Consider the following 23,382-nt stretch of genomic DNA (forward strand, 5'->3'; position numbering starts at 1 on the left):
CATGAAAAATGTAGGCTGACCAATCTTGATCAAGAATCATCCATAGATGCGCATTGGATAAAATAAACATCTAAACGCTTCAAAAATAAACACTAATATTAATAATAAAAAATACTTAATTTTGATTAATTAATAATAAATTTTGATTAATGAATATTCAGCAACTTAAAAATGTATTGTTACTTTCTGAAAAACTGAACTTTACACGAGCCGCAGAAGAACTGAATATCGTCCAACCTGCGTTAAGTCGTCAAATTAAACAATTGGAAGAAGAAATCGGGGCCACTTTATTTGAACGAGATAAGAGAAATGTAAAACTCACACGAGCGGGGATCTATTTTATTAATGAAGCCAAAAAATTAATCTCTCAATCGGAGAGAATGGTGAAGCATACAGCTCATATACATAATGGTCAGGCAGGTGAAATACGAATTGCTTTTACTCATTCTGTAATGCAAACCATACTGCCAGATATTTTAAAGACGATTAATCAACGTTCCCCAGGCATTAAAGCAATCTTAAAAGAAATGAATAATCGTGACCAATATTTGGCACTACAACAAAACGACCTGGATATTGGTTTTGCTACGAATCCCATGGTTCCTGTAAACTTAAAAAGTAAAGTATTGCATATCGATAATTTTGTAATACTACTTCCAGAGAACCATCCTGTGCATAAAGACAACTACAAAGATTTCTCTGTTTTTGCTAAAGAAGAGTTTATTTTCCCTACGGTCTCAGACGGACCAAATTATGTTCATATTTTGGAATCAATTTGTGTGGATGCAGGGTTTACCCCCAAAATTATTCACGAAACTGATTCTGCCAGCACCAGTTTCAGGCTTGTTGAAGCTGGATTAGGAATATCTCTCGAACCTGCATCTTCATTACAGGGACACGAATTTCCGATAAGGAGCATTGAACTAAAAAACATAAAGCAAAAAGCAAAACTTACGATGATATGGAACCCAGAAAGAGAAACAGAATATCCTGACCTCTTCGAGTTACTTAAGAACTGGAAGGTTGGTTAGTTATTTTACTTCCTCATAGTGATCATCCCATTCTTTTACTCGAGGAACACCTAATTTTCCAACCGATTTTGCTACGACCATAGAAACAGTAGCATCTCCCGTAACATTGATAACAGTACGCATCATATCCAATGGTCTATCAACAGCAAAAATTAAAGCTAGACCAATGGGTAATTTATCCGATGGAAAACCTATAGCTTCAAGAACAATTACAAGCATCACCATTCCTGCACCAGGAACTGCTGCAGAACCTATGGATGCTAATAATGCTGTTAATACAATGGTTATTTGATTAGAAAAAGTAAGACCTTCGGGCCACAAAACCTGCATGATAAAAACAGAGGCAACAGCTTGGTATAAACTGGTTCCATCCATATTAATTGTGGCTCCTACGGGTAATACGAAACTAGATACTTCTTTATCAACCCCTATATGTTCTTCTACTCTTTCCATGGTCACGGGTAACGTGGCTGCACTTGAACTAGTAGAAAAAGCAAGCAACTGAGCCGGGCTTATTTCTTTTAAAAACCAAATTGGCGATTTTTTTGTAATTAAAGAAACCAAAAGGCAATAGAACACAATCATTAACAGCAACCCAAAAAATACAACAGCGGCATATCGCAATAATGCCAAAAGTATATCGGGATCATCTGATGTCACCACAACATTTGCCAATAACGCAAAAACTGCATAAGGCGCAGTTAACATAATTAAATCAACCATTTTTAGAACTACTTCATTTAAACTATCGAAGAACTTTTTTAATGGTTCAGATTGTGAAGGTTGTATTAACAACATACTTATCCCAAGAAAAATTGCAAAGAAAATAACCTGCAGCATCAATTTGTTGTTACTCATAGCAGCGACAGCATTTTGCGGAACCATATCAATTACAAATTGTAAAGGCCCACTTTCTCTTTGCCTTCCTGCTTCGGCAATTCGTTCTGATATTTTTGCACTACTGGCATACTCTGAAGTAAGTTTCTCTATAGTTTCTGGAGTAATTCCATTTCCCGGCTTGATAATATTTACAATTAATAATCCAATGGTAATAGCAATAATAGTAGTGATAACATAAATTACTATGGTTCTCCCTCCTATAGTTTTAAATTTTGAAATATCCTTAAGATCGGAAATCCCTTTGATTAGTGATGCCAAAATCAAAGGTACTGCAATAAGTTTTAGAAGATTAACGAAGATTGTACCAAAAGGACCTATCCAGTCTCCTGTAAATCCTTTTCCCCAAGATACGCTTGTCATTATGAAACCGAATACTATACCCAGTAACATTCCTATCATTATCTTCCAGTGCAGTGCAATTTTCTTCATGTGAATTTATTAATTATTACGCCTAAAAGCCCCGAAGATATAAATTAAAAACAAAAAAACGGTAACCCTATTAAGATTACCGTAATTATTAACTTTTCAATTTTACTATTACTTCTTGATCGTTCTGTTCATCAACCAATAATCTACCAAAACAAGGGCTGCCATAGCTTCGACAATAGGAACCGCTCGTGGTACAACACAAGGATCATGCCTTCCTTTACCTTGCATATTCACTATATTGCCTTCTTTATCAATGGTTTCCTGATCTTGCATAATGGTAGCAACAGGCTTGAACGCAACATTAAAATAAATATCCATTCCATTAGATATTCCTCCTTGAATTCCACCAGAAAGATTTGTTTTGGTCGTACCATCAGGATTAAATAGATCATTATGCTGACTTCCTTTCAGCGCTGCTCCATCAAAACCACTACCATATTCAAAACCTTTTACAGCATTGATTGAAAGCATGGCTTTTCCTAACTCGGCATGAAGCTTATCAAAAACAGGTTCTCCCAATCCTACGGGCACTCCTGAGATTGCACAGCTAACTATTCCACCAACAGTATCTCCTTCTTTTCTAATTTGCTTAATATATTGTTCCATTTGTGTAGCCATCTCGGGGTCTGGACAACGTACAATATTACTTTCGGTTAACGAAAGATCTAGCTCTGTATGCCTTTTTTGAAGTTTCAGGGTTCCTACCCCACTCACATACGCATTAATAGTTACATCAGATAGCACCTGTTTTGCAATTGCTCCTGCCACTACTCTACTTGCAGTTTCTCTGGCAGATGATCTCCCTCCTCCTCTATAGTCTCTAATTCCGTACTTTTGATCATAGGTATAATCTGCATGAGAAGGGCGATACGAATCCTTGATATGTGAGTAGTCCTTTGACTTTTGATTTGCGTTCTTAATGGCAAAACCAATTGGAGTTCCTGTGGTAATTCCTTCAAAAATACCCGAATAAAACTCAACCATATCTGGTTCTTTACGTTGTGTCACAATTGCCGATTGACCCGGTCTACGGCGATCCAACTCTTGTTGAATTGCTTCAAGATCTAACTTTACTCCTGCCGGACAGCCGTCAATTACGCCACCAATAGCTACCCCATGAGATTCTCCAAAAGTGGTTAGTTTAAATAAATTTCCAAAAGTATTTCCCGCCATGAATGCAAATTTTAGCACAAATGTAATTGTAAATCTTCAAAAACTTGATAGTAATATGATAGAAAAACCAATGTTTACACGATGAAAATTGAATCAATTTCAGATTAACTACTCTTTTTTTAAGTAAATACTATTTTCAAACATTTTTGAATTCACAAATGGTATTCAATTTTTCTTTTTCTAAAATCCAAACGTACTACTGACATACAGTTGTCACAAATCATCTTTACTTTTGAATAATTTAATCCATAGAACATTCTAAATGCCTGAACCTCTAAAAAATGTTTATAATGAGTCTTTTTTTGAAAGTTTTCTTCAAACATTGACCAAAGTATATTCACCGCTCGACAAACGTCAATTTCTTACAGACATCTATACCGATGATTGGCCTGAAAAAGAGTTGAAACAAAGAATGTATCATATTTCTGCTACACTTTTTAATCATCTACCAAAAGATTTTGAAGTGGCTACAGCTATTTTGGTGAAGGTTTCGCAATTACTAAAAACCAAAGAAGAAAGTACCTCTTTTGAACATATGTTTTTACCGGATTATATTGAAAAATATGGACTAAATCATTATGATACTTCGATTAAGGCTATGGAAGAAATTACCAAATTTACAAGTTGTGAATTTGCAGTGAGACCATTTATCATTAAATATCAAGATAAAATGCTTTCACAGTTATTGTCATGGTCACAACATGAACACTTAATGGTAAGACGATTGGCCTCAGAAGGTTCTCGACCACGACTACCATGGGCAATAGCGCTTCCAGAATTCAAAAAAGATCCTTTGTCTATTATTCCAATTTTAGAAAATTTAAAAAACGACCCATCAGAAATGGTAAGACGAAGCGTTGCCAACAATTTAAATGATATCTCAAAAGATAATCCCAGTATAGTTACCAGTTTGGTTAAAAAATGGAAAGGAAAATCTATTGAGACCGATAAACTTGTAAAACATGCCAGCAGAACTCTTTTAAAAGAAGGGAACAACAAAATCATGCAATTGTTTGGTTTTGGTGATATCCAGGACATTGAAATTTCAAACTTTCAGATTCTTACTCCAAAAGTCAAGATTGGGAAATCTCTTGAATTTTCATTTGAGCTTAGAAATAGGTCTAAAAAAGTGTCAAAAATAAGATTAGAATATGGCATCTATTATCAAAAAGCCAATAAAAGTCTCTCTAGAAAGGTTTTTAAAATTAGTGAGAAAGAATATTTAACCAATTCCATTTCAAAAATTAACAGAAAACAACCTTTCAGGGTAATTACGACTCGTAAATTATATTATGGACATCATCAAGTATCTTTAATCATCAATGGAAAAGAAGTTGACAAACTGGATTTCACCCTTCAGAAACCTTAACACTTGATAATTATTTTTTAAAGAAAGTTAACATCCCTTATTATTTTCAATAATAATTTTTACATACATTAATAAATGAATATAAATCATGTATTAATCTTAAAATCAATTATTATGCTTAAAGATTTTTTAGAATCGCACGACGTTAAAGTTTTAGAAAAAAAACAACAAAGAGTTATTTTTGGAAAAAAGGATCTATGTCTTGATACGCAAGACACAGAAATAGAATGTTATGATGATAAATAGTTCTTTTTAAAACTTAAAAACATAGAAGGGAAATGTTCTTTTCTATGTTTTTTATAATTGATTATCAAAAACCCATGCTTACATTCTTTTGATACTCCATTTCGTATTGATTAATGACAAATTTACATCATAGTCGGAATCATTTTAGGTAATATACCACAATAGAACAGCTATTAACAATCCAGTAATTGCTATCAAAGTTGTCATCACTGTCCAAGATTTAAAAGTTTGTTTTTCATTTAGCCCCAAGTATTGACCAACCAACCAAAAACCACTATCATTTACATGAGATAATATAGTTGCGCCAGAGGCTATCGATATAACAAAAAGAGCAATTTGGGCTGCACCAAAGTTATTTGCCAATATTATTGGTGACACAATCCCTGCTGCCGCTATCATAGCAGTAGTCGCAGAGCCTTGTAGTACTCTAATTAAAGCAGCAACTATAAAAGCAAAAACCAACGGATGGATATTTGAATCTTGTAGAGATGATGCAAGCAATTCTCCGGCTTTTGTATCTACCAAAATTTGTTTAAAAGCTCCTCCGGCACCCGTTAACAGGATAATAGCTCCTGCAGGACGAAAAGATTTCATAGATATTTTAGACAATTCTTCTTTGGTAATACCACGTTTTATACCCAAAAAATACCATGCAATTAGATTTGCAATAATAAGAGCTGTAAACGGGTGCCCAAGCAAAAAAATAAGCTCTGTCAAAAACTCTGGAAACTCAATTCTTTTATTCGAACCACCAAGTAAAACCGTCTTAAGAATAATAAAAAAAATGGGCAATGCTATTATCATAATAATGTGCCATGGATTAGGGTAGCTGTCCTTTTTTATGTTTACTACTTTTCCTGGCTCTGGGACCGGAACAAACATTCTCCTATCAAGATACTTTGCCAATATTGGCCCGCTAATAATAGCCGCCGGAATACCAGCTACAAAACCAAAAACTATTACCCAACCCAAATTGGCTCCCAAAATATCGGCTACAGCTACTGGTCCAGGAGTTGGTGGAATAAAACTGTGTGTGATTGCCAAACCAGCCAATAACGGTATAGCATATAGTAATAAAGACTTTCTTGTTCTTTGGGCTATTGCGTACAAAATAGGAACTAATATAATGAAAGCTACATCAAAAAAAACAGGAATCGCAATAACAAAACCTGAAATCATCAATGCCCAGGAAGCATTACGTTCACCTGCTAGTTTAAGTATGTAATTTGCTAAACCTTCTGCTCCTCCAGAACTTTCGAGTATTCCGCCAAATAATGCTCCAAGACCAACAACAGTAGCAACAAACCCCAAAGTACTACCCATTCCATTTTTAATGCTTGTTATTACGTTTTTTACAGGGAGCCCGGAAAGCAATCCCACTATAATACAGACAATTAACAAAGCAATAAATGCCTGTATACGTAGTTTGAGTATCATGAATAACAAAGCAGCAATGCCAACAATTACAGCAACTATTAATTGATAATCCATAATTTATTCTTTCCAGTTTGTATGAAAATATTGATCCCAAGGCCTATCAATTCTTTGATAAGTATGGGCACCAAAAAAGTCTCGTTGTGCCTGAATCATATTTGCAGATGTATTTTTTGAAGTATAAGTAAGTACATAATTTATGGTTGAAGATAAAACCGGAAGTGAACATTGAGCCAAAAGACCCAAAGCCACAATATTAGCAAGAGCACTTATGCCTGGTTTCACTTTATCTATTATTTCAGGAAACATAAGTATTTCTGTATCATTTTCCTTTCCAAATAAAAGTGATAATTCTTCCATCAATTCACTTCGAATTATACAACCATTAGTCCAAATTCTTGCAATTTCAGACAAATTGAGTTGCCAATTATTCGATTTTGAAGTCTTCTGGATTAAATCAAATCCGATATGATGATTAGATATATTGGCAATTTCAAAGGATTTCTCAAGATAGTCCAAATTTATGTTAAGTGGGGGTACATTACTATCCTGCAATGAATAAGCTTTTGCTGCTTCTATTCTTTGCATTTTCTGTGAAGACAAAGAACGTGCAGCAACGGCATCAAAAATATTTGAAATAGCTACCCCTTCTTCGAGAGCAGCTGTAATGGTCCAACTACCAGTTCCTTTTTGACCAGCTTTGTCTAAAATTTTATCAATTAAATACTCATTACCTTCTTTTGTTCTAAGAATCTTGGCCGTAATTTCTAGCAAATATGATTTTTTTCCTTGTTTGCACCATGAGTCGAAAATAGTGGCAATTTCTTTGGGAGATTTTCCAACGTAAAATCTTAACAAGTGGTATATCTCAGCTATTAGTTGCATCTCTGCATACTCAATCCCATTATGGACCATTTTAACAAAGTGTCCTGAGCTTCCTAAGCCCAAAAACGAGCAACAAGAGTTCCCAAATTTGTCCTTTGCGGCAATAGATTCTAAATACGTTCCTGCAAGTTCATATCCGCTTTTACTTCCCCCCGGCATCATAGAAGGACCTTTTAATGCCCCTTGTTCTCCTCCCGATATTCCAGTTCCCAAAAAATTTATTCCTAGTTTATCAAGTTTTGAAATTCTCCGATCGGTATCTTTAAAATGGGAGTTTCCACCATCTATTAAACAATCCTCAGGATTCAGATAAGGTAACAATTCATCGATTACAGCATCTACGGCCTTACCAGCATTTACCATAAGTATTATTACTCTGGGTTTAGCCAATGAGTAAACAAATAAAGGAATATCATCAAAGCCCAAGACATTATCATTTGGGTGATCATTAACAAAATTTTGAGCTACATCTACTTCTTTACCTTTAACCTGTCTATTGTACACCGAAACTCTAAAATTTTTGGAAATCAAGTTTTTAGCCAAACTTTTCCCCATTATACCAAGGCCTATCAATCCAATTTCTTGTTTGGTACCATCTAATATCATCATGATGTTATCTATAATATTTTCTACAATATCTTCTATATTAACAATTATTCCTCTAAACGGTTTTTCTAAGGTTTCGAATTGGGATGTTAATAATGTAGCATCAAAAAAATGATCTTGTCTTTTTTGAAGTCTCTGAGCAATTAAGTCATAGCTTCCTTGCAAATAAATCCATTGAATATACTTAGAATCAATAGATTCTAAAAGATCTCTATAAGAATTTTTTAATGCAGAACAGGCTAATACCGCTCCTGTACTTATATGCCATTTGCCAATCTCTTGAGCTAATCTTAACAGCCAGGGTTTTCTATCATTGTCGTCCAACGGCATTCCAGTGGCCATCTTCTGCTTATTTTGTTGAGAGTGAAAATCATCGGCATCATAAAAAGGTATTGCCAGTTTTTTTGACAATTCTTTTCCTACTGTTGTTTTTCCACAACCAGACACACCATAAACTATATATATAATTCTTTTCCCCAATATCAAAGTTTTACTTCATGCTTATTAAAATTTGATTAACCCTAATTAAATAACAAAGTCAAAAAGAACTTATTAAAAAGTGATATGAATTTAAGTATACTTCAAGACAAAACAAGAACCTATATCAATTGTTAAGATAGTTTAAAGAATTATAAAGGTTTTAAAAAAGATTATGCAATCTCGACACCTTAATTAAAAACCTAATTACCAACTATTTAAACACAAAAAAAGCTTGTTAACATTTCAACAATATCAATTCAAATAATTCAAATAGAGATAACAATATTCTCATAATGTCTTAATACTAATTTACCATAATAATGCTTTATTTGTGTAATTAACTTGTTTTTATGAAAAAACGCATTGTTGATCTTGTAGTTATTTCAGATGTTCATCTGGGAACATATGGATGTCAAGCAAAAGAACTTCTCAATTATTTAAACAGCATTAAACCAAATACCCTTATTCTTAATGGAGATATTGTAGATATTTGGCAGTTTAGGAAGCGTTATTTTCCCAAAGCTCACCTTAAAATCATCAAAAAAGTAATCTCTTTTGCCTCAAAAGGTACCGAAGTAATTTACATCACTGGTAATCATGATGAAATACTACGGAAATTTAGCGATACGCAAATTGGAGACTTCAAGCTGGTTGACAAACTGGTACTAGAACTTGATGGTAAAAAAGCGTGGTTCTTTCATGGTGATGTTTTTGATGCCTCAATACAAAATGCAAAATGGCTAGCAAAGCTAGGCGGTTGGGGTTATGATATGCTTATTTTGTTAAACCAGGCTATAAATTGGGTTTTGGTACAAATAGGTAAAGAAAAGTTCTCTCTATCCAAAAGAATTAAAAACAGTGTAAAAAAGGCAGTAAAGTATATTAATGATTTTGAAGATGTTGCTGCCGAATTAGCCGTGAAAAATGAGTATGATTATGTAATATGTGGACACATTCATCAACCACAAATGAGAAAATATACCGATAAAAATGGTTCTTGCACTTATCTTAATTCAGGAGATTGGATAGAAAACCTCACTTCATTAGAATATAATAATCAAAAATGGAAACTTGTGTATTACCAGCAAGAACAACAAGAAACCTACCCAGAAACCCAGGAAGATTTAGAAGAACTGGTAATAAATCCCGAGATACTCCTTGCCAACATTACCTCTTTACAAAAGATCTGATTAAACCTTTAATGAGGCCCGCAAAATACTAATTGGGTGACTTGAATTACGACCAGTCCCATCTTTTATCTGATGCCTACAACTGGTTCCAACGGCGGCAATAATAGTATCACCTGTTGCTTTTCTAACAGATGGAAACAAGGTTTGTTCGCCAATACGCAAACTAATATCATAATGTTCTTTTTCATACCCAAAAGAACCTGCCATACCACAGCAACCTGAAGGAATAATAGTTACTTTAAAGTTCTCTGGCAAATTGAGTAGTTGAAAAGTATTATGAATACTGGACAATGCTTTTTGATGACAATGACCATGCAGCTTAATTGTCTTAGCCTCTTTCGTAAACTGACTTGCAGACAGGTTTCCGTTTTTAATTTCGGTAGCTAAAAACTCATCTATTAAAAATGTATTATGCGCTAATAATTTTGCATCTTCTTTATTATCAGCTAATCTTAGATACTCATCTCTAAAGCTTAAAATTGCAGACGGTTCTATACCAATTAAAGGTGTTTTACTCGAAATAATATTTTTAAAAATATTAACGTTATAATTTGCCAACCTTTTTGCCTGATTAAGAAGTCCTTTTGAAATAAAAGTTCGTCCACTTTCCTTGTGATTGGTTACTTTTACTTCATATCCTAGTTCAGTTAGAAATTCGATAGTATCAATTCCTATCTGCGTATCCAGATGATTTGTAAATTCATCTATAAACAAGTAAACTGTTTTTATTGGCTTTGCAGGTTGATTTTTTTCTATGTTCTTTTTGCACCACCTTCGTAAGGATTGCTTACTTAACAATGGTAACTGGCGATTTTTTGCAATTCCCATTGAAGATTTTAACAGTCCCGAAGTAAATGCATTTTTAAAAAAGAAATTAGTGATTCCTGGTGTTATACTTCCTAACTCATTAAGTCGATTATTATTAGCAAATAATCGGCTTCTCAAAGAAATTCCATTCTTCTTTTGGTATTGATACTCAAACTCCGATTTGAGTAATGCTACATCCACATTTGATGGGCACTCGCTAGCACATCCTTTACAACTTAAACAAAGATCAAATACTTCTTTTAATTCCTTATTATTAAACTTATTGTTTTTGTCACTAGTAGTTAAAAACTCACGTAAGGCATTGGCTCTGCCTCGAGTAGTATCTTTTTCATTTTTTGTTGCACGATAACTTGGACACATAGTACCTCCGGCTTCAACCGATTTACGACAATCTCCGCTTCCGTTACACTTTTCGGCCGCTCGCAAAATTCCCAAAGAATCAGAAAAATCCATCAAGGTATCAATTACAGGCTCTTTTCTGCCAACTTCGTATCTCAACTTTTCGGTCATTCCAAAAGCGTTGACAATTTTCCCAGGATTAAATATATAATTAGGATCAAAAGCTTCCTTTATGGCTTTTACAATAGCATAGTTTTTATCTCCTATCATGAAAGGGATGTAGCCCGCTCGCACAATTCCGTCACCGTGTTCTCCACTCATTGATCCTTTATACTTCTTTACAAGTTCAGCGACATCATCGGTTATTTTTTTAAACAATGTAACATCTTCATCTTTTTTAAGATCCAGGATAGGTCTTAAATGAAGTTCTCCCGCACCAGCGTGGGCATAATACACCGCCTGCTGATCATAGGATTTCATTATTGTCGTAAATTCAGAAATATAATCTGCTAAATCCGATATAGCCACAGCAGTATCTTCAATACAGGCAACTGCTTTTTTATCACCAACAATATTACCCAGCAAACCAAGTCCTGCCTTGCGTAGTTCTAGAGCCTGATTAATTTCCTGCCCTAATAAAATAGGATTTGCATAGCTAAGTCCTGATTCTTCTAATGTCTTCAGCAAAGCAATTTTCTTTTTTTCTAAACTTTCGGCAGAATCGCTACGCAACTCTAACATCAAAATAGCTTCTGGATCATCAACAATAAAAAATCGGTTTTTTAATTGTTCTATATTATTTTTTGTGCAATCTAAAATGGTTTTATCCATCATTTCACAAGTAAATAACTGATGTTCCATTACAGGAGCAACGGCTTTCATACAATCATCAATTGTGCTAAAATGTACAGCAACCATAAGGGATTCACGTGGTGGCAATTTATCCAGTTGCAATGTGATTTGGGTTGTAAAAGCCAATGTACCTTCACTTCCCGCAAGTAATTTGCACATATTAAAATTCGAAGAATTATCTGAAAAGACTTGCGTATCTATTAACTCATCAATTGCATATCCCGTATTTCGGCGATGGATTTCTGGTTTGGGAAAATTCTCTTTGATCTCTTTTTGAACTGCTTCCGGTAAAAGCTGTTTATAAATTTCTTGATAAATTCTTCCTTCGAGATTCTCTGTATTTCGTTTTTTATGAAATAATTCGCTAGTAATTTCTGAAAAAATGGTTTCGCTTCCATCAGACAAAATGGTATTCATCGTCAAAACTTTGTCCCGCGTAACTCCATATTGAATTGAGGTCGTACCACTACTATTATTACCAACCATCCCTCCGATCATGCACCTATTTGATGTAGAAGTATTTGGCCCGAAAAACAGTCTATAGGGTTCCAAAAAACGATTAAGATCATCTCTAATTACTCCGGGTTGCACCGTGACCGTACTATTTTCAACATCTACAGAAATGATTTTTGTAAAATGTTTTGATACATCTACCACAATCCCATCTCCCACACATTGACCTGCCAAAGAAGTACCCGCAGTTCTTGGGATAAGCCCAACTTTATATTTATTCGCAAATTGAATTAACTTCTGAATATCTAATTTGGATTTTGGAAAAGCAATAGCCAAAGGAATTCTTCGATACACAGATGCATCTGTCGCATAAAGTGATTTACTAAGCGTATCAAATTTTATCTCACCTTCTAATTCGTCACAAAAAGAGGTAAGTATTGCAGTATTAATCATATTTTTTCGTCTTTACGATAGCATCCAAAGACACAGGTCTTTTAAAGTTGGTATCAAAACAAATAAAACTATCGGTTCCAGCTACACCATCTATTTGATGTACTTGTTCGTACAAGATCTTTCTTAAATGTTGATTGTCATATGCAAAAATAAGGATGAAAATCGCATAATTACCCGAAACATAATTACATTCCTGGATTTCTGGTATTTCTTTTAACCCCTCAACAACCTTCTCGGCGTATCGTGCTTCTCTAAGCTTAATGCCTACATAAGATTTTGTCCTAAACCCTATTTGTTTTTCGTTCACAATAAACTCTGCCTGATCTATTACTCCGCGCTGTTTAAGTTTTCTAATTCGCTGATGAACCAAAGAGTTAGATATTTTTAATTCGTCGGCAATTTGAGAAAACGGTTTTCGGGCATCTTCTCGTATTTGTAGTAATATTTGCTGATCTATATAATCAAAATGATGCATAACTCTAAAAAATTAAAAGATCCAATGTCAATTTTGTATCTCCAAAAAGCATAGTAGTCATATTAACATAAAACATACAATATAATAGTTAATTAAGTACTTAAAATAAAAAATAACAGTCAAAAATAATAATTTTGTATCAGATTAAAACACATTTAAAATGGATTCTAAATATTTTTTTGAACAACTTTGGCAAAATTATACCGCCATAACCCCTTCTGCAGAAAAAGTTAAGACGTTATTCGAGAATAAAGGAGATACTGTTTTCAATGACCATATTGCTCTACGTACCTTTAATGATCCACGCGTAAACATCGAAGTACTTTCAAGACCATTTCTTACAATGGGATATGAAGCCAAAGGAGAATATCATTTTAAGGCAAAAAAACTATATGCCAAACACTTCGAGCATAAAACTGATGCTAATGCTCCAAAAATATTTATTAGCGAGTTGCTTCTTGAAGAAGTTTCTCTGGCACTTCATTCTAGTATTCAGAAAATCTTAGATCAAGTGAACCCCACTGTGTTTGAAGCCGAAGATCTTGTATTAAAAGGAAGAGTGTGGGAAAAACCGGTATACGCTGTTTATGAAAAATTCCTTGCAGAATCTGAATATGCCGCATGGATGTATGTTAATGGTTTTTGTTCCAATCATTTCACAGTAGATGTAAACAAATTAAAGTCATTTGATACGCTATCTGAAGTGAATGAGTTTTTAAAACTTTGTGGTTTTAAAATGAACACTTCTGGTGGTGAGATAAAGGGAAATTCTTCTCTATACCTAGAACAATCGAGCATTTTGGCAGATACCATAGATGTAGCGTTTGAAGAAAAGACAAGAAAAATTACTTCATGTTATTATGAATTTGCTTTTCGTTACGCAAAAGAAGACGGTAGTCTGTTTACCGGATTTGTAGCAAATTCTGCAGATAAAATCTTTGAGAGTACCGATATGGAATTGCAAAAAACTTCTTAAAAAAAACCATATATATATTAAAAGTAAATATCTAACGTTATATTTGGGCTATTAACAATAAACCAAATTTATTATGAAAAAAATCTTAGTAGTACTTACTTTTTTCTTTGCTGCCATTGGTGCAGTACAAGCACAAGACTTATCTAAAAATGCCATAGGTCTTCGATTAGGAAGCAATGACGATAATGGTATAGGTATTGAAGCTTCATATCAAAGAGCGGTAAGTAATGATAATCGAGTTGAGATTGATTTTGGTTGGAGAAGTGATGATGACGGAGGAATTGATGTAGACCTATACAAGCTTACCGGTTTATACCATTGGGTATTTAATATTGATGGAGGATTAAATTGGTATGTAGGACCTGGAGCATCTCTTGCTTATGTTGATACCGATATTCCTGATATCCCAGGAGTGAGCTCTGATGATAACGATTTTTTCTTCTTTATTGCAGGAACAGTAGGTATAGAATATAAGTTTGATATTCCGTTGCACGTTTCATTTGATCTAAGACCAGAAATTGGATTTGACGATGCTACAGATGACTTAGAAATGGATTGGGGATTTGGTGTTAGATACTTATTCTAAAACAACAAATAAACCATAATAATAATAAAATCGTTCCTAAGATATTGCTAATGCACTTTCGTATAAAGCAATATATTTAGGAACGATTTCATTTACATCAAATTTTTCGGCCTCTTTATACGCGTTATACTTAAACATTTCCAAAATGTGATCTTCTTCCAGGATCTTGATCGCATTTTCAGACATTTCCTTTACATCACCCACTTTACTTAAATATCCAGAAACACCGTGCTTATTAACTTCAGGTATTCCTCCTGCGTCACTTGAGATTACTGGAACTTTGTTTACCATGGCTTCTAGTGCTGCAAGTCCAAAACTTTCTCTTTCTGAAGGCAATAAGAACAGATCTGAAAAACACAAGATTTTATCTATTTCATTACTATTACCCAAGAAAATAGCTTTATCCTTTATTCCCAACTCTTTACATTTGATTTCGGCCGGTTTTCGTTCGGGTCCCTCTCCTACCATTAATAATTTTGCCGGCACCTTTTTTTGAATATTATAAAAGATATCTACAATATCGGAAATACGCTTAACAGCTCTAAAATTACTAATATGCGTAACAATACGCTCTTCAGGCGCAGCCATTACATCACGTTGACAATCTGTGAAATCTGTTTTTTGGTGACTTACATCAATAAAATTGGGCACTACCTGGATATCTTTTCTAATATCAAACAAACGCAATGTATCCTCTTTAAGACTTTGGGAAACTGAAGTAACAATATCGCTATTATTAATGCTAAAAGTAACAGCTGGTTTGTAATGAGGATGATTACCTACCAAAGTAATATCAGTACCATGTAAAGTTGTTACCATGGGCACATATATTCCTTCTTCGGCCAACATCTTTTTTGCCATATAACCAGCATATGCATGAGGTATAGCATAATGAACATGTAGAAGATCGATATTATACTTCTTTATAGTATCTACCAATTTGCTAGATAATGCTAATTCATAAGGTTGGTAATGAAAAAGAGGATATGTAGGTACATTTACTTCGTGAAAATGTATATTAGGATTGAGCAAATCAAGTCTTACAGGCTGCTTATAGGTAATAAAATGTACTTCATGATTTAACTTAGCAAGTGCAATACCTAATTCTGTTGCAACCACCCCACTTCCTCCAAATGTGGGGTAACAAACAATAGCAATTTTCATTTATTCGTTTTCTTTGCTGCACAAGGTACAAGAAAAATAGTATTGGCAATTGTTAAAGTAGTTTTAAAAAAAGCAGATCATAAGCCGGATTCTGTTCCCCAACAAGTTGGGGCCCTTATCATTTATCTAGACTATCAATTACTTAATGGTTCTAACCGCCTACCCTCCAACATTGGGCGCGCAACCCTCAAAAGTTGGTTTACATGGCGTTGCACCGTATAGAGTTTACCTGATTTCACTACAGCATTACCTGTACATTCTTTCTGTTGCACTTGTCCTCGTCTTTCGACGGACGGGTGTTACCCGCTATACTGCGCTGCGGTGTCCGGACTTTCCTCGGCCAAAAGCCGCGATAAGGTGATCTGCTGTGTGCAAAAGTATAATAATTCTACTACAAAAGTCAAGCATATGAGGTTATTTCTGACTGTTAATAACTAAAAATAAATATCCCCAACTAAAATTTATTTTTTGTCTTCAATTTTTAACTTTGTATCGATGGAACATTTTATAGTATCGGCGCGCAAGTACAGACCCCAAACCTTTAAGGATGTTGTGGGACAACAAGCTATTACCAATACGCTGCTTAATGCTATAGAAAATAACCACCTGGCCCAGGCATTACTTTTTACTGGCCCTAGAGGAGTTGGAAAAACATCCTGTGCAAGGATTTTGGCAAAAACCATAAATCAAGACGGAAACGAACACCCTGATGAAGATTTTGCATTTAATATATTCGAACTTGATGCCGCTTCAAACAACTCGGTAGATGATATTAGAAACCTTATTGACCAGGTACGCATACCTCCACAAGTAGGAAAATATAAAGTATATATTATTGACGAGGTACATATGCTATCTCAAGCGGCTTTTAATGCATTCTTAAAAACATTAGAAGAGCCTCCAAAGCATGCCATTTTTATCTTGGCCACTACCGAAAAGCATAAAATTATACCTACCATCTTATCACGATGTCAGATTTTTGATTTTAAGCGAATCACAGTAACCGATGCCAAAAATCATTTGATGCTGGTAGCCGCTCAGGAAGGTATTACAGCAGATGAAGATGCTTTACAAATTATCGCACAAAAAGCAGATGGTGCCATGCGTGATGCTTTATCGATCTTTGATCGTGTAGTAAGTTTTAGTGGTAAAAATCTTACCCGACAAGCAGTTACAGAAAATCTTAATGTTCTTGATTACGAAACTTATTTTAAGTCGACCGATTTAATTCTGGAAAACAACATACCGCAGTTATTACTTGAGTTTAATGAAATCCTATCACAGGGGTTTGACGGACATCATTACATTTCAGGTTTGGCATCTCATTTCAGGGATTTATTGGTATGTAGAAATCCTGCTACCATTAATCTTTTGGAAGTTGGTGAACAGACAAAGACTAAATATTTGGAGCAATCTCAAAAATCTCCCCACAACTTTCTAATCACAGCTATTGAACTTGCCAATGATTGCGATCTGAAATACAAAACTAGTCGAAACCAAAGATTATTAGTAGAATTATGCTTGATGCAACTTGCCTCTATCTTGGTTAAACAAGACGGAGAAAAAAAAAATGACCTACCCTACATAATTCCGCCCGAGTATTTCAAAGAAAAAGGTATCAAACCTATCAAGATCTCGACCAAAGCAAAAGAGAGAATTTCTGAAAAGCCTAATGAACCAACATCTATAGTTGAAAAACAAAAGGTTGATGAAGAAAAACCGTATGTAGAAACTGTTGAAAACAACATAACAGCACCTACAAATATTACAAATATTCAAGAGATTGTTGTACAAAAGGCTATTGTTTCTGAAGTTCCGGAAACGATAGAAAAAAAACCTATTGTAATTAACAAAGGCCGAAAAACTTCAGGCTTATCATTAAGCAGTATAAAAAAGAAAAAGGAGCATCAAGAAAAAAAGGTCGATAATGTGGTCGATCCTAAAAACCTTCCTATGGAGGATTTTACGGAATCTGAAATGCAGGGTGCTTGGATTGAATATGGTAAAATGCAAGATAAGAAAGGGGAACGAATCCTTGGATCTATGTTCGCTATGAATATCCCTGTAATGAAAGGGGAAAAGATTCATCTTGAATTACCAAATCAATCCATGAAAGTAGATCTTGAAACTGCCCTACCCGGACTGTTTCAATTTATGTACAAAAAACTAAATAATTACAGTGTAGAGTTGGTTATCACGGTCAACGAAGAGGCATCAAAAAAATATGCATTTACTCCTCAGGACAAATATGAAAAGTTAAAAGAGAAAAACCCTCTTATAGACAAACTACGAACGGATTTTGATTTGGATTTATAGCAGCAAATTAATGAAAACTCAGAAATTCCAGGCTTTTAGCTTTAAAGCAGTGGCAATTTTTATAATATCTTTGTAAAAATTGATTCTTTAGCCACATAAAAATATTAAGAAAGATGCTTGGTTTAAAACTCCCTACAGACCCGAGATGGGTTAATATCGTTGAAAAAAACATCGAAGAAATCTTAACGGATCATGCCTATTGTGAGCAGAAAGCAACTTCAACAGCTATTTCACTTATTGTTAGCTTTCCAGAGTATACAGAACTAGTACAGGAAATGACAAAACTTGTAAAAGAAGAAATTAGCCATTTCAAAATGGTTCATGACAAAATTCTTGCACGTGGTTGGGTACTTGGCAGAGACCGAAAAGATGACTATGTATTACAATTAGTAACTTTTTTTCCTAAAGGTGGAAGTAGAACGACTCAATTAGTGCATCGATTATTGTATGCCGCACTTATTGAAGCCAGAAGCTGCGAACGTTTTAAATTACTTTCTGAAGAACTGGAAGATGAAGAATTATCTAAGTTTTATCGAGATTTGATGGTAAGTGAAGCTAATCACTATACGATGTTTCTAAATTTTGCTCGTCAATACGGAGATCGCAAAGAAGTAGATCAAAAATGGCAGGATTTATTAGACTATGAAGCCGAGATTATGAAAAACTTGGGAAATAAAGAAACAATTCATGGATAAAGCAAAAAAACTCACTAATATTAGTGAGCTTTTTTTATACTCTTATTTCATTATTATTATTATTATTATTATTCGAGTTATAGTTTATACCCGAACGAAAGCTGAATATTTCTACTATTTCCTTCAAAATCTCCTGGAATATTCTCGTCATCAATAATGTTCGAAAGACCAAAACCATATCTTAAATCGGCAAAAAAGTTTTCTGTAAGGTTTACACCTAGTCCTGCTACGGCTGCAAAATCAAAAGTATTAAAATCGGCTTCTATTACCCCATCTTGCTCCCATTCCCATATTTTAAGACCTACCTGTGGACCAATGTGAATATTAAATCTATCATTAAAATTGTATTTCAAAAATATTGGCAATTGTAGGTAATCGACTCTTAATGATTCATCATCATTACCTTGTGCAGAATATTGAAATTCTGGTTGAATGTTTATTTTTTCACTTACTGGGAATTCTGCCAGGAATCCAACTACGATCCCGAATCTGCTATCCTCCAGATCATCTGTTATATCATCTGAACTAATTGAACTTAAGTTGGCACCGAGTCGTACACCATATGAAGATTCTTGAGCATTGACACAAATGCTTAAAAAAAATAAAAAGAAGGTAATACGAAGTAAAATTTTCTTCATAGTAAAATTTTTAGGTTAGTTTCTGGTATTAAATAATTTAGGGTAATTTTTATTGTAAATATACAGATTTTACAAAACTTACTTATGATTCTTAAGTTTCTCATTATATAATGACTTAATAATCCCATCTGATAACCCAATCTTTGGAACATAAATATCTTTGGCTCCACTCCATTTCATTGCTGAAAGATAAATACGAGCGGCGGGAATAATTACATCTGCTCTATCTTGATTTAGGTTAAGTTGCCATATTCTTTCTTCATAGGTTAATGAATTTAACAATTCGTAATATGAACTTAGATATAAAAAAGACAGAGGTTTGCCCGCGCTTTTTCCACTATTCTTAAAAATATTATTGATATTTCCACCAGACCCAATCAAAGAAATTCTCGAATACTCTGAAGTATGTTTTGTAATCCATTGTTCTACTTCGGTCCAGACATCACCTGAAACCAGGTTATTAAGAAGCCTTACTGTCCCAAGTTTAAAAGATCGTGAGGTTATCATATTTCCATTATGATATAATGTAAACTCGGTACTTCCTCCTCCTACATCTACATATAAATAGGTAGCATCAGTATTGATTAGATCATTAAGGTCTGTCATTGCAATAATGGCTGCTTCATCTTTACCATCAATAATATCGATCTGAATTCCAGTTTTTTCTTTAATAAGTTTTACAACTTCCTCTCCATTTTCTGCTTCACGCATTGCAGAAGTAGCACATGCTTTGTATCTAACCACCTTATGTGTCTTCATTAAGAGGTGATAAGCATGCATTGTATCTATCATTCTTGTAATGTTTTCATCAGATACTCTCTTAGTCTTAAAAACATCGGCTCCCAAACGAATAGGAACGCGAACAAGACTCGTTTTTTTGAACCGAGTAGTCTGTCCCTCTTCTTCATGGATACTACTTATCAATAATCTTACGGCATTAGAACCAATATCAATGGCTCCATATTTTTCTATAGTCAACAAAATAATTAATTTCCTAGTTTTTGTAAATAATAATCATAAGTAGCAACTTGTGATCTAACTTTTTCTTTATCGTTTCTAATGTATGCATTATCCTGGTCTTGAGAAAGTCTTCGAGCTTTTACATTATCATTCCAACTAATATCAAAAGTTTCTATTAGTTCTAACTTTATATCCTCATCATAGATAGGACAGGAGATCTCTACTCTTCTATCAAGATTACGCGTCATCCAATCTGCAGAAGAAATGTATACTTTTGGTTCTCCTCCGTTCTCAAAAATAAATAATCGGGGGTGCTCTAAAAATTTATCTACAACACTTATTGCTCTAATATTTTCACTCATTCCTTCAATACCAGGTATCAAGCAACATATACCGCGCACAATAAGGTCAATTTTTACCCCTGCTCTACTTGCATCATACAATTTATCGATCATGTCATAATCACTTAGACTATTTAATTTCAAACGTATTTTGGCGGGCAATCCTAATTTACTATTCTTTATCTCTTTGTTGATTAGCTTCACTAATGAAGATCTGGTATAGTGTGGTGAAACCAGTAAATGCTTATAGCGATTGATTTTATAATTTATTTCGAAAAATTTAAAAACTCGATTGGTTTCTTTTAAAATAGCTTCGTTTGTAGTGAACAAAGTGTAATCGGTATATATTTTGGCAGTAGATTCATTAAAGTTACCTGTGCTAATAAAACCATATCTTTTTAGCTTTCCTCTCTCTTCTCTTTCTATTACACAAGCTTTACAATGCACTTTTAATCCCGGTACTCCAAAAATCAAGTTTACCCCTTCTCGTTGCATTTGTTCGGCATATCGTATGTTGGCGGCCTCATCAAAACGAGCCTGCAATTCGATTTGAACAGTAACTTTTTTTCCATTTTTGGCAGCATTAATTAAAGAACTGGCTATGTGAGAAATAGAGGCCAGCCTATAAATTGTAATCTTAATACTTTTTACTTTGGGGTCGATTGCCGACTCTCTCAAAAATTTAACAGTATATGAAAATGTATGATAAGGAGTATATTGTAAAAAGTCCTTCTTAGCAATTTTATCAAGAAGGCTTCCTTGTAAAACGAGCCCAGGTATAGCCAGTGGTTTTATTTGTTGATATACAAGGTTTTTATTTCCCAAATCAGGAAAATTCATATAATCTCTGCGATTGTGATATCTACCGCCAGGAATAATACTATCCATATTATCAACACCCATTTTATCCATTAAAAATTCAAGGGTGTCTTTTTCTATTGTTTTGTCATACACAAATCTTACAGGCTCCCCATCTCTACGAGATTTAACACTGCTTGATATTTTTTGAATAAAACTTTTGCTTAGGTCATTATCAAAATCTAATTGTGCATCTCTTGTAATCTTAATCATATGTGCAGAAGCTCGTACATAATCAAAAATACTAAAGTTGATATGCATACAATACCTTATTAAATCATCAAGTATGATAATAAATTGTTTGCCGTCCTTTTCGGGCAATACGACAAAACGATCGGTATCTTTTGGGATTTCTATCAAAGCATATATTCTCTCTTTGGTGGTTTGTTGTAATATCTTTGAGATCCTACCTTCTTTAGGCACTTTATCTCTTAACACCAACTTTACCGCCAGGTAGGCCACACTATCTTTTAAATGCGGAAATTGATCTAAGTCATTTAATATATAAGTTACCAAAGCAGGACTTACCTTGGTAATAAAGTAATTGCGAATAAATGCATCCTGATCGGGAGTCACCTCATTTTCATCGACTATGAAAATATTATGTTCCCTAAGTCTTTTTGAAATAGTCTCAATGGTTTTAAGACTTTCTGCCTGTTGCTTTATAACAATTTTGGTTATTTTCTCTAATAAATCACTGGCAGTGGTCCCTTTAAGAACATTTTTTCCATCCTTACCAGCCAAATCTATTCTTTTTATAGTAGCATAGCGAACCTTAAAAAATTCATCGAGATTGTTAGAAAAGATTCCTATAAATCGTAATCGCTCTAATAACGGCACCGAATCATCCGCCGCCTCTTGAAGTACTCTTGCATTAAACTGCAACCAACTTAATTCTCTATTAATATATTGATTAGTAGCAATTTCTATCATTATTTTAAAAATTTAGGGAAAATTTTTAATAAGGTTTTTCCTACATCGATGTTTTTCCACTTGTTTACATCAAATTGAATTACAACAACTCCTGCTGTTGGGAGGTTATCAATCTTTTCACTTCCATATAGATTGGCTATGGCAGTAAATGCATGATTATGCCCAAAAATCATTAATGAATCTACAGAGTCATCGCAACTCTTAATAACTTCGATAACATGATTACCTCCAAAATCATAAAGTCTTGGTTCTAAATCGAATATATAATCAGAAAAATCCAAGTAGCCTACTATAATTTTTGCGGTAGCATGCGCCCTTTCCGCTGGACTACAAAGAATCCTGTCTACCGATTTCACTACTGTTTGGAGCTCTTTACCTATCAAATCCGCATCTTTTAGCCCTCGTTTATTAAGTGGCCTTTTATCGTCAGAAACATCATACTCCCACGAGGATTTCGCATGTCTGATCATATACAAAGTTTTCATGAATTGGATACTATTTTTACCGAAACGGAGTTATATAATACAAGTTTAAGCATTCGATTTCACAAATCTAAATATTAGAATACAAAAATAATTTAAAGGCGCTAAAGCAAATTATTTTTTAGTTCGAACCTAAACTAGAAAACCCATTGAAAAGCAGTACTTATAAATCTAAACATATTTGATAATTTAATGAAAATGAAGCTGATACATAAATGATTTTAATCGATAAAAAACATATTTACATCGAAAAATTATGTTTTTTCTTAAAAAATCAAATGTTAAAATCT

At 34.0% G+C, this 23,382-nt stretch carries 19 protein-coding genes and 1 other RNA gene; 8 read left to right on the forward strand and 12 right to left on the reverse strand.

What is annotated here, in order from left to right:
* The first annotated feature begins 149 nt into the window (after positions 1-149).
* Positions 150-1,031 (forward strand): LysR family transcriptional regulator, encoded by an 882-nt coding sequence (locus tag U6A24_RS13975; RefSeq protein WP_324180609.1) that lies wholly within the window; start codon positions 150-152, stop codon positions 1,029-1,031.
* Here U6A24_RS13975 and U6A24_RS13980 read toward each other — a convergent pair whose 3' ends face one another.
* Both U6A24_RS13980 and aroC read right to left on the reverse strand, forming a co-directional pair.
* Positions 1,032-2,360 (reverse strand): dicarboxylate/amino acid:cation symporter, encoded by a 1,329-nt coding sequence (locus tag U6A24_RS13980; protein WP_324180610.1) that lies wholly within the window; start codon positions 2,358-2,360, stop codon positions 1,032-1,034. It lies immediately after the preceding gene.
* Positions 2,361-2,468: 108 nt separating this feature from the next.
* A complete protein-coding gene (aroC, locus tag U6A24_RS13985; RefSeq protein ID WP_324180611.1) occupies positions 2,469-3,533 on the reverse strand; it encodes a chorismate synthase in 1,065 nt (354 codons plus the stop codon).
* Positions 3,534-3,795: 262 nt separating this feature from the next.
* Between aroC and U6A24_RS13990 the strand changes: the two genes are divergently transcribed.
* Together U6A24_RS13990 and U6A24_RS13995 are read left to right on the forward strand one after the other, a co-directional pair.
* Positions 3,796-4,902, forward strand: a complete 1,107-nt coding sequence (locus U6A24_RS13990; protein ID WP_324180612.1) for a DNA alkylation repair protein — start codon at positions 3,796-3,798, stop codon at positions 4,900-4,902.
* Positions 4,903-5,016: 114 nt separating this feature from the next.
* The gene (locus tag U6A24_RS13995; protein ID WP_324180613.1) at positions 5,017-5,148 is read left to right on the forward strand and encodes a hypothetical protein; all 132 of its coding nucleotides are present in this window, start codon (positions 5,017-5,019) and stop codon (positions 5,146-5,148) included.
* Positions 5,149-5,292: 144 nt separating this feature from the next.
* Here the strand turns inward: U6A24_RS13995 and U6A24_RS14000 are convergent, their stop codons facing one another.
* Positions 5,293-6,639, reverse strand: a complete 1,347-nt coding sequence (locus U6A24_RS14000; RefSeq protein ID WP_324180614.1) for a GntP family permease — start codon at positions 6,637-6,639, stop codon at positions 5,293-5,295.
* 3 nt (positions 6,640-6,642) lie between these two features.
* Positions 6,643-8,553: an NADP-dependent phosphogluconate dehydrogenase gene (gene gndA / locus U6A24_RS14005; RefSeq protein WP_324180615.1), complete on the reverse strand. Its 1,911-nt coding sequence runs from the start codon at positions 8,551-8,553 to the stop codon at positions 6,643-6,645.
* Between the two features lie 350 nt (positions 8,554-8,903).
* On the opposite strand from gndA, the gene U6A24_RS14010 reads away from it, so the two are divergent.
* Positions 8,904-9,743, forward strand: a complete 840-nt coding sequence (locus U6A24_RS14010; RefSeq protein WP_324180616.1) for a UDP-2,3-diacylglucosamine diphosphatase — start codon at positions 8,904-8,906, stop codon at positions 9,741-9,743.
* Here U6A24_RS14010 and U6A24_RS14015 read toward each other — a convergent pair whose 3' ends face one another.
* Both U6A24_RS14015 and U6A24_RS14020 read right to left on the reverse strand, forming a co-directional pair.
* On the reverse strand, positions 9,744-12,668 hold the full coding sequence (locus U6A24_RS14015) for an FAD-binding and (Fe-S)-binding domain-containing protein (RefSeq protein ID WP_324180617.1): 2,925 nt from the start codon (positions 12,666-12,668) through the stop codon (positions 9,744-9,746). It lies immediately after the preceding gene.
* Positions 12,661-13,143, reverse strand: coding sequence for an Lrp/AsnC family transcriptional regulator (locus U6A24_RS14020; protein ID WP_324180618.1), 483 nt, complete (start codon positions 13,141-13,143; stop codon positions 12,661-12,663). The genes U6A24_RS14015 and U6A24_RS14020 overlap by 8 nt, the downstream gene beginning before the upstream one ends.
* 160 nt (positions 13,144-13,303) lie before the next feature.
* On the opposite strand from U6A24_RS14020, the gene U6A24_RS14025 reads away from it, so the two are divergent.
* Positions 13,304-14,119, forward strand: a complete 816-nt coding sequence (locus U6A24_RS14025) for a DUF1338 domain-containing protein (protein WP_324180619.1) — start codon at positions 13,304-13,306, stop codon at positions 14,117-14,119.
* A gap of 73 nt (positions 14,120-14,192) precedes the next feature.
* Positions 14,193-14,705: an outer membrane beta-barrel protein gene (locus U6A24_RS14030; protein ID WP_324180620.1), complete on the forward strand. Its 513-nt coding sequence runs from the start codon at positions 14,193-14,195 to the stop codon at positions 14,703-14,705.
* 36 nt (positions 14,706-14,741) lie between these two features.
* On the opposite strand, the gene bshA is transcribed toward U6A24_RS14030, so the two are convergent.
* Together bshA and rnpB are read right to left on the reverse strand one after the other, a co-directional pair.
* On the reverse strand, positions 14,742-15,869 hold the full coding sequence (gene bshA, locus U6A24_RS14035) for an N-acetyl-alpha-D-glucosaminyl L-malate synthase BshA (RefSeq protein ID WP_324180621.1): 1,128 nt from the start codon (positions 15,867-15,869) through the stop codon (positions 14,742-14,744).
* Between the two features lie 65 nt (positions 15,870-15,934).
* Positions 15,935-16,238, reverse strand: an RNA gene (rnpB, locus tag U6A24_RS14040) — RNase P RNA component class A.
* A 126-nt stretch (positions 16,239-16,364) separates the two neighbouring features.
* Between rnpB and U6A24_RS14045 the strand changes: the two genes are divergently transcribed.
* A complete protein-coding gene (locus U6A24_RS14045; protein ID WP_324180622.1) occupies positions 16,365-18,185 on the forward strand; it encodes a DNA polymerase III subunit gamma/tau in 1,821 nt (606 codons plus the stop codon).
* 113 nt (positions 18,186-18,298) lie between these two features.
* A complete protein-coding gene (gene miaE, locus U6A24_RS14050; RefSeq protein WP_324180623.1) occupies positions 18,299-18,880 on the forward strand; it encodes a tRNA-(ms[2]io[6]A)-hydroxylase in 582 nt (193 codons plus the stop codon).
* Between the two features lie 77 nt (positions 18,881-18,957).
* Here the strand turns inward: miaE and U6A24_RS14055 are convergent, their stop codons facing one another.
* From U6A24_RS14055 to U6A24_RS14070, 4 genes are all read right to left on the reverse strand, one after another.
* Entirely contained in the window at positions 18,958-19,518 is a 561-nt protein-coding gene (locus U6A24_RS14055; RefSeq protein ID WP_324180624.1) for a porin family protein, read from the reverse strand.
* A 78-nt stretch (positions 19,519-19,596) separates the two neighbouring features.
* Positions 19,597-20,499 (reverse strand): Ppx/GppA phosphatase family protein, encoded by a 903-nt coding sequence (locus U6A24_RS14060; protein WP_324180625.1) that lies wholly within the window; start codon positions 20,497-20,499, stop codon positions 19,597-19,599.
* A 5-nt stretch (positions 20,500-20,504) separates the two neighbouring features.
* Positions 20,505-22,610, reverse strand: coding sequence for a polyphosphate kinase 1 (gene ppk1 / locus U6A24_RS14065; protein WP_324180626.1), 2,106 nt, complete (start codon positions 22,608-22,610; stop codon positions 20,505-20,507).
* Positions 22,610-23,095: a SixA phosphatase family protein gene (locus U6A24_RS14070; RefSeq protein ID WP_324180627.1), complete on the reverse strand. Its 486-nt coding sequence runs from the start codon at positions 23,093-23,095 to the stop codon at positions 22,610-22,612. The genes ppk1 and U6A24_RS14070 overlap by 1 nt, the downstream gene beginning before the upstream one ends.
* Positions 23,096-23,382: the final 287 nt, after the last annotated feature.

It is taken from the genome of Aquimarina gracilis (genome assembly GCF_035285365.1).
Lineage (GTDB): Bacteria > Bacteroidota > Bacteroidia > Flavobacteriales > Flavobacteriaceae > Aquimarina > Aquimarina gracilis.

Coding starts and splice junctions, on each gene's coding strand:
- U6A24_RS14045 (WP_324180622.1), top strand. CDS start 16,365: ATGGAACATTTTATAGTATCGGCGCGCAAGTACAGACCCCAAACCTTT.
- U6A24_RS13990 (WP_324180612.1), top strand. CDS start 3,796: ATGCCTGAACCTCTAAAAAATGTTTATAATGAGTCTTTTTTTGAAAGT.
- U6A24_RS14025 (WP_324180619.1), top strand. CDS start 13,304: ATGGATTCTAAATATTTTTTTGAACAACTTTGGCAAAATTATACCGCC.
- U6A24_RS13995 (WP_324180613.1), top strand. CDS start 5,017: ATGCTTAAAGATTTTTTAGAATCGCACGACGTTAAAGTTTTAGAAAAA.
- U6A24_RS13980 (WP_324180610.1), bottom strand. CDS start 2,360: ATGAAGAAAATTGCACTGCACTGGAAGATAATGATAGGAATGTTACTG.
- U6A24_RS14070 (WP_324180627.1), bottom strand. CDS start 23,095: ATGAAAACTTTGTATATGATCAGACATGCGAAATCCTCGTGGGAGTAT.
- miaE (WP_324180623.1), top strand. CDS start 18,299: ATGCTTGGTTTAAAACTCCCTACAGACCCGAGATGGGTTAATATCGTT.
- aroC (WP_324180611.1), bottom strand. CDS start 3,533: ATGGCGGGAAATACTTTTGGAAATTTATTTAAACTAACCACTTTTGGA.
- ppk1 (WP_324180626.1), bottom strand. CDS start 22,610: ATGATAGAAATTGCTACTAATCAATATATTAATAGAGAATTAAGTTGG.
- U6A24_RS14000 (WP_324180614.1), bottom strand. CDS start 6,639: ATGGATTATCAATTAATAGTTGCTGTAATTGTTGGCATTGCTGCTTTG.
- U6A24_RS14030 (WP_324180620.1), top strand. CDS start 14,193: ATGAAAAAAATCTTAGTAGTACTTACTTTTTTCTTTGCTGCCATTGGT.
- U6A24_RS14010 (WP_324180616.1), top strand. CDS start 8,904: ATGAAAAAACGCATTGTTGATCTTGTAGTTATTTCAGATGTTCATCTG.
- U6A24_RS14020 (WP_324180618.1), bottom strand. CDS start 13,143: ATGCATCATTTTGATTATATAGATCAGCAAATATTACTACAAATACGA.
- U6A24_RS14055 (WP_324180624.1), bottom strand. CDS start 19,518: ATGAAGAAAATTTTACTTCGTATTACCTTCTTTTTATTTTTTTTAAGC.
- U6A24_RS13975 (WP_324180609.1), top strand. CDS start 150: ATGAATATTCAGCAACTTAAAAATGTATTGTTACTTTCTGAAAAACTG.
- bshA (WP_324180621.1), bottom strand. CDS start 15,869: ATGAAAATTGCTATTGTTTGTTACCCCACATTTGGAGGAAGTGGGGTG.
- U6A24_RS14015 (WP_324180617.1), bottom strand. CDS start 12,668: ATGATTAATACTGCAATACTTACCTCTTTTTGTGACGAATTAGAAGGT.